This is a genomic window from Collinsella sp. Sow4_E3 (genome assembly GCF_052116285.1).
Taxonomy (GTDB): domain Bacteria; phylum Actinomycetota; class Coriobacteriia; order Coriobacteriales; family Coriobacteriaceae; genus Collinsella.
The window spans coordinates 1-4,352 of sequence record NZ_JBQKLJ010000032.1 but is presented as its reverse complement, the minus strand read 5'-3'; the positions used below and the strand labels follow the sequence as shown (position 1 = coordinate 4,352).

At 66.9% G+C, this 4,352-nt stretch carries 6 protein-coding genes; 5 read left to right on the top strand and 1 reads right to left on the bottom strand.

The genetic code is table 11. From position 1 onward, the window contains the following. The 3 genes from ACTQ48_RS10725 to ACTQ48_RS10715 form a co-directional block, all read left to right on the top strand. On the top strand, window positions 1-433 hold a 433-nt coding region (locus tag ACTQ48_RS10725), incomplete at its 5' end, for a phosphoadenosine phosphosulfate reductase domain-containing protein (RefSeq protein WP_441570891.1). 420 nt (window positions 434-853) lie between these two features. Further along, window positions 854-1,165: a hypothetical protein gene (locus ACTQ48_RS10720; RefSeq protein ID WP_441140858.1), complete on the top strand. Its 312-nt coding sequence runs from the start codon at window positions 854-856 to the stop codon at window positions 1,163-1,165. Between the two features lie 139 nt (window positions 1,166-1,304). Further along, on the top strand, window positions 1,305-1,376 hold the full coding sequence (locus ACTQ48_RS10715) for a helix-turn-helix domain-containing protein (protein ID WP_441042374.1): 72 nt from the start codon (window positions 1,305-1,307) through the stop codon (window positions 1,374-1,376). Here the strand turns inward: ACTQ48_RS10715 and ACTQ48_RS10710 are convergent. Beyond that, entirely contained in the window at window positions 1,373-1,708 is a 336-nt protein-coding gene (locus tag ACTQ48_RS10710) for an HNH endonuclease (RefSeq protein WP_441547538.1), read from the bottom strand. The two genes, ACTQ48_RS10715 and ACTQ48_RS10710, sit on opposite strands and share 4 nt — an antisense overlap. 401 nt (window positions 1,709-2,109) lie before the next feature. Here ACTQ48_RS10710 and ACTQ48_RS10705 point away from each other — a divergent pair, with 401 nt between their 5' ends. Both ACTQ48_RS10705 and ACTQ48_RS10700 read left to right on the top strand, forming a co-directional pair. After that, window positions 2,110-3,585, top strand: a complete 1,476-nt coding sequence (locus ACTQ48_RS10705) for a DNA cytosine methyltransferase (RefSeq protein WP_441140855.1) — start codon at window positions 2,110-2,112, stop codon at window positions 3,583-3,585. A 203-nt stretch (window positions 3,586-3,788) separates the two neighbouring features. Further along, window positions 3,789-4,316, top strand: a complete 528-nt coding sequence (locus ACTQ48_RS10700; RefSeq protein WP_441396059.1) for a hypothetical protein — start codon at window positions 3,789-3,791, stop codon at window positions 4,314-4,316. Window positions 4,317-4,352 lie beyond the last annotated feature (36 nt).

Genomic DNA, 4,352 nt, shown 5'->3' with positions numbered 1-4,352 from the left:
CCCGCAGCGAGGCGAACCAGGGTTCGAGGCGATCCATGCCGACCCCAACCGCAAGGCAACCAACATCATGGCCAAACTTATCCCCGGCCGGTATGTGTCGGGGGTTCGGGCCGAGGAGTCGGCTGTTCGTGCCGGGTCGCTGCGCTGGCACGGCACCTCCACAGAGCGCACGTGCCGACCCATCATCCGCTGGACCGCCGTCGACGTGTACGCCTACCTGCACTCGCGCCACCTCCCCGTGCATCCCACCTACGCATTGAGCTTCGGTGGCAAGTTGGACCGTCGCTGGCTGCGCGTCCACATCCTCGGCTCCACCAAGGCGAAGCGGTCGGCTGTGCACGGACGCGACTCGGAAAGCTGGGAGGAAACCTATTATGGAGACGTGTTGGCGGCAGCCCGCGCCCGCCGTGCGCACTTGTGGGCTGAGCAGTGAATCGCCGCATCTGGGAGTTCTTGCCCGCCCGACGCTCACGCGGTCGGGTCACCACACCGTCGGTGATAGCCGCCAACATCGGCGCCTCAGTCGTAGAGGTGATGGCTGCACTACTCACCATGGAGCGCGACGGGCACGTCGTGCAGGACAGGCGAGGGTCGTGGCATCGAGGGGTGCCGCTACTCCCCAGCGCTCCGACCCGTTCGCCGCTCACGTCCAGACGGCGAGGAGGTGATGATTGATGACCCTCACCCTCACTGTCGGGCGCTGGGAACTCCACCTCACCATCGCACGACACGCACCCGACGAGCATCCCCTACCCGACGAGCAGGCCCCGCCCGTCCATATCGAGACCCCCATGTCCATCTACGTCGATCCCCTCCCGCAACCCTGCGGATTCACCCGCCCCATGGAGGCATAGTGACCGCAGACACCCGCGAGCAGCTCGCCCCCGACGAGGACAAGCGCTGGCAGGCGGAGCTGCTGGTGGCGAAGGCGAGGTCCGGCGAGGTCGGCCCCGTCCAACTGGAGATGCGCACGCACTGGGCGACCATCCTGCCCGGCGACGCGCCGACGCACTCACATCACCAGGTGCTCTACCGCGACGGGCAACTCTGGCACGACCCCCACCCCTCCCGAGACGGACTGCTCGCCGTCGAGGAGGCCTTCGTGCTCCGGCCACCGCCGGCAGCCGGACACGACCACGACCCGACACCCCAGGAGGACCAGTGACCCCCACCGCGAGCGCCTACGCCAGGCGCTCCGCAACCGACAGGAGACATCATGACCGTGATTGGTAGCGCGCATGCCCCTTGCTTCAGCTATGGGGTAAGCGCATCAAGTGACAGCGAAACCTGCTACACTGTCAACTATGAGCGGCAAGGTTGTGAGGCGGGCGTACAAGTACCGCTTCTACCCGACCCCGGAGCAAGCCGAGCACTAGCCCAGCCGTTCAACCACCAGTCGGCACCGCTCGATGAACTCCGCGTCAGTCAAGTCGTTCTTGAAAGCGTTGATCAGGCGGTCGCACCAGACGCAGTTATCCATGTCTCGCGGGTCCCCGCCGCGGCTTCGGGGTATGCGGTGGTCCAAGCTGGCATTCACGCCGGGCACAAGTTTGACGCCGGTGTAGTAGCAGCGGAATCCTTGCGCTTCGAGCTTGGCCCACAATGCCGCGTACTGGTCTCCTTTGAATCCGTACTTGTTGGCGATACCCTGCAGCCAATGCACGCGGCAGTAGTTGCTCGCGTGTGTCGATGGCGCAGAGCACGCCACGCAGAAGCCTGTACCTCGGCGACTTCGTCGGTATTCCGCGCCCCTTGCGCCGTATCGTTCCCGCGCTTTCTCGCGGCACTGGACGCAGTTTTTGTAGCGCTCATCCGGGAGGCGTGCTCCGCAGTTGTTGCAAGCGAGCCCAGTTTCCGCCCACTTGGCTCTCAGGTTCTTCTTGCGTTCCGCCTGGCGCTTGGAGTGATGATCTGCGCAAGGTCGGCAGAAGCGTGTGGTACCAGTCGGCCCCCGCTCTTCGCCGCAATCCTTGCAGAGTCCCGCCGCGATTCTTCGCGCCTGAGTTGGTTCGTATGCCATAAGGCGAGTCTACCGCATGTGGAGGCTCGCGGTTTCAGCCTGTGGAGATGGAGTGAGACCGCCTCGCTCCTAGAGCGAGGAGGCGTCCGTTGAAGAAGCAGGAATCCCCCGGCTTCAGCCGTGGGGAGCAAGTCAACGATCTGGACACCCTCAGAGTCGGGAGCCTCTTCTCGGGCTACGGCGGCTTGGATCTCGCGCTAGAGGCCGTCTTCCCGACAGCCCAGGTCGTGTGGACCTCCGACATTGACTCGGGAGCGCGCAAGGTGCTCGCGAGTCGCTACCCCGACGCCCCCAACCTCGGCGACGTGACGCGCGTCGACTGGAGCACCGTCCCGCCCGTCGACCTCATCACGGGCGGATCCCCATGCCCAGACCTCAGCACCGCCGGACGACGCGCCGGCATGACCGACGGCACCCGCTCCAACCTGTGGGTCACCATGAGAGAGGCAATCGCCCATGTCCAACCCACATACGTCGTCTGGGAGAACGTCCGAGGAAGTCTCTCCGCTAAGGCCGCTAGCGACCTGGAACACTGCCCGGGATGTATGGGAAGTCCCGATGACAGAGGGCCTGTTCTGCGAGCACTTGGACGTGTACTCGGAGACTTGGGTGACCTCGGGTTCGATGCGGAATGGCACGGCCTACGAGCGTCCGACGTCGGCGCCTGTCACCAGCGGTTCCGAGTGTTCGTCCTCGCTTGGCGACGAGATGCTGCCGACGCCGACCACGCAGGACGCCAAGAATCTGGGCGCCCCATCGCAAATGAGGCGGAACACGCTGCCGTTGAACACGCGGGTGCTGCGGCTCTGAGAATGCTCCCCACGCCGCGGTCGTCGGACACCCACGGCGCGGGCGAGCATGGCACGGGTGGGCCTGACCTGCGCACCGTCGTGACCATGCTCCCCACGCCGGCCGCTGGCGCGTTCAACGACGGCGAGGACGTGGACGCATGGCAGGCCCGCCGAGACTGCGTCAAGGCCGAACTGGGCAACGGCAACGGCTTCGGGATGCCACTGGGTATCGCCGTCGCCACGCTCCCCACGCCTTCCGTGGCCGATGCTACGGGTGGGCATGAGCGACGTGGCGGCGCGCGCGGCGGCGAACTACTACTCAAGGGCATCGCATCCCACGAGCAGTTCGGACAGTACGCCCCTGCCGTCGCCCGTCAGGAGGTCGCGTTCGGGCACCCCGCGCCGTCGCCAACCGAGCCCGGCAAGAACCGGCCACGCCTCGCCGCTGCGTTCGCCGAATGGATGATGGGTCTGCCGCCCGGATGGGTCACCGACGTGCCCGGAGTCACCCGCAACGAGGCGCTGCGGCTGGCAGGCAACGGCGTCGTGCCGCAGCAGGCCGCTGCGGCCCTGGCAGACATGCTCGACGCGTACCGCGACCGACGCGAGGCCCCACCGACCACCGACATGGCCGCCTACGACTCCAACATTGAGCGGATGGTGCGCCTGTACCGGGACCGTGACCAGCTCCGCACGCGCCTAGCCCGGCTACCGAGGGAGGACTCACCGGCAGCCGGACACGACCACGACCCGACACCCCAGGAGGACCAGTGACCCCCACCGCCCAGCACGTCCGCCGCTGGCTCGCCGAGCTGGCAGACCTTGCCACCCTCCTCCCAACCGCGCTCATCACCAGATCGCCCGACGACACCCAGCGACGCACTGCACCCGGCAGTCGCCCACCAGTCCGACTCGATGTCATCCAGCTCCTCAACAACACGCTCGCGCAGGACGTGGCAGCCGGACGCGCCGAATGGATGGACCCCGACCGAGCAGGCCTCCTGCCCTACCTGTGGACCTGGTGCCGAGACATCGAGGCCGACGCCCTCGACGCAGGACTTGCCCCCGACGACCTGCCCGACACCGTGGCCGGATGCTGCTCATGGCTCGCCACCTGGCTCGACTTCGCCCAGACCCTGCCCCAGTGGGACGAGCTGGTGTGGGGCATCGAGCGCTGCTGGCGCAACACCCGGGCAGCCACCCGCGGCGTCCGCGACGACGACCCACCCCGACACGCCCGATGCAACCGCTGCCACATCGGCACCCTCACGCCATCAGGCGACGTGTGGACCTGCACCGACTGCGCCCGCATCATCTCCATCACCGCCGTCAGCCTCCCCGACGCTGCCCGCCTCACGGGCATACCCCTCCGCACACTCCAAGCATGGGCGGCCAGATCACTCCTCGATCGGGGCGTCGCAGACCCCGACGACCAGCGACGCACGCTGTATGACCTCGGGACCATCCGGCGTGTCGCAGCAGAAGCACAACTCAGATCGTCGTGATATGCTGCGCCTAGTTGCCCATCAGTGCGCCCTCGC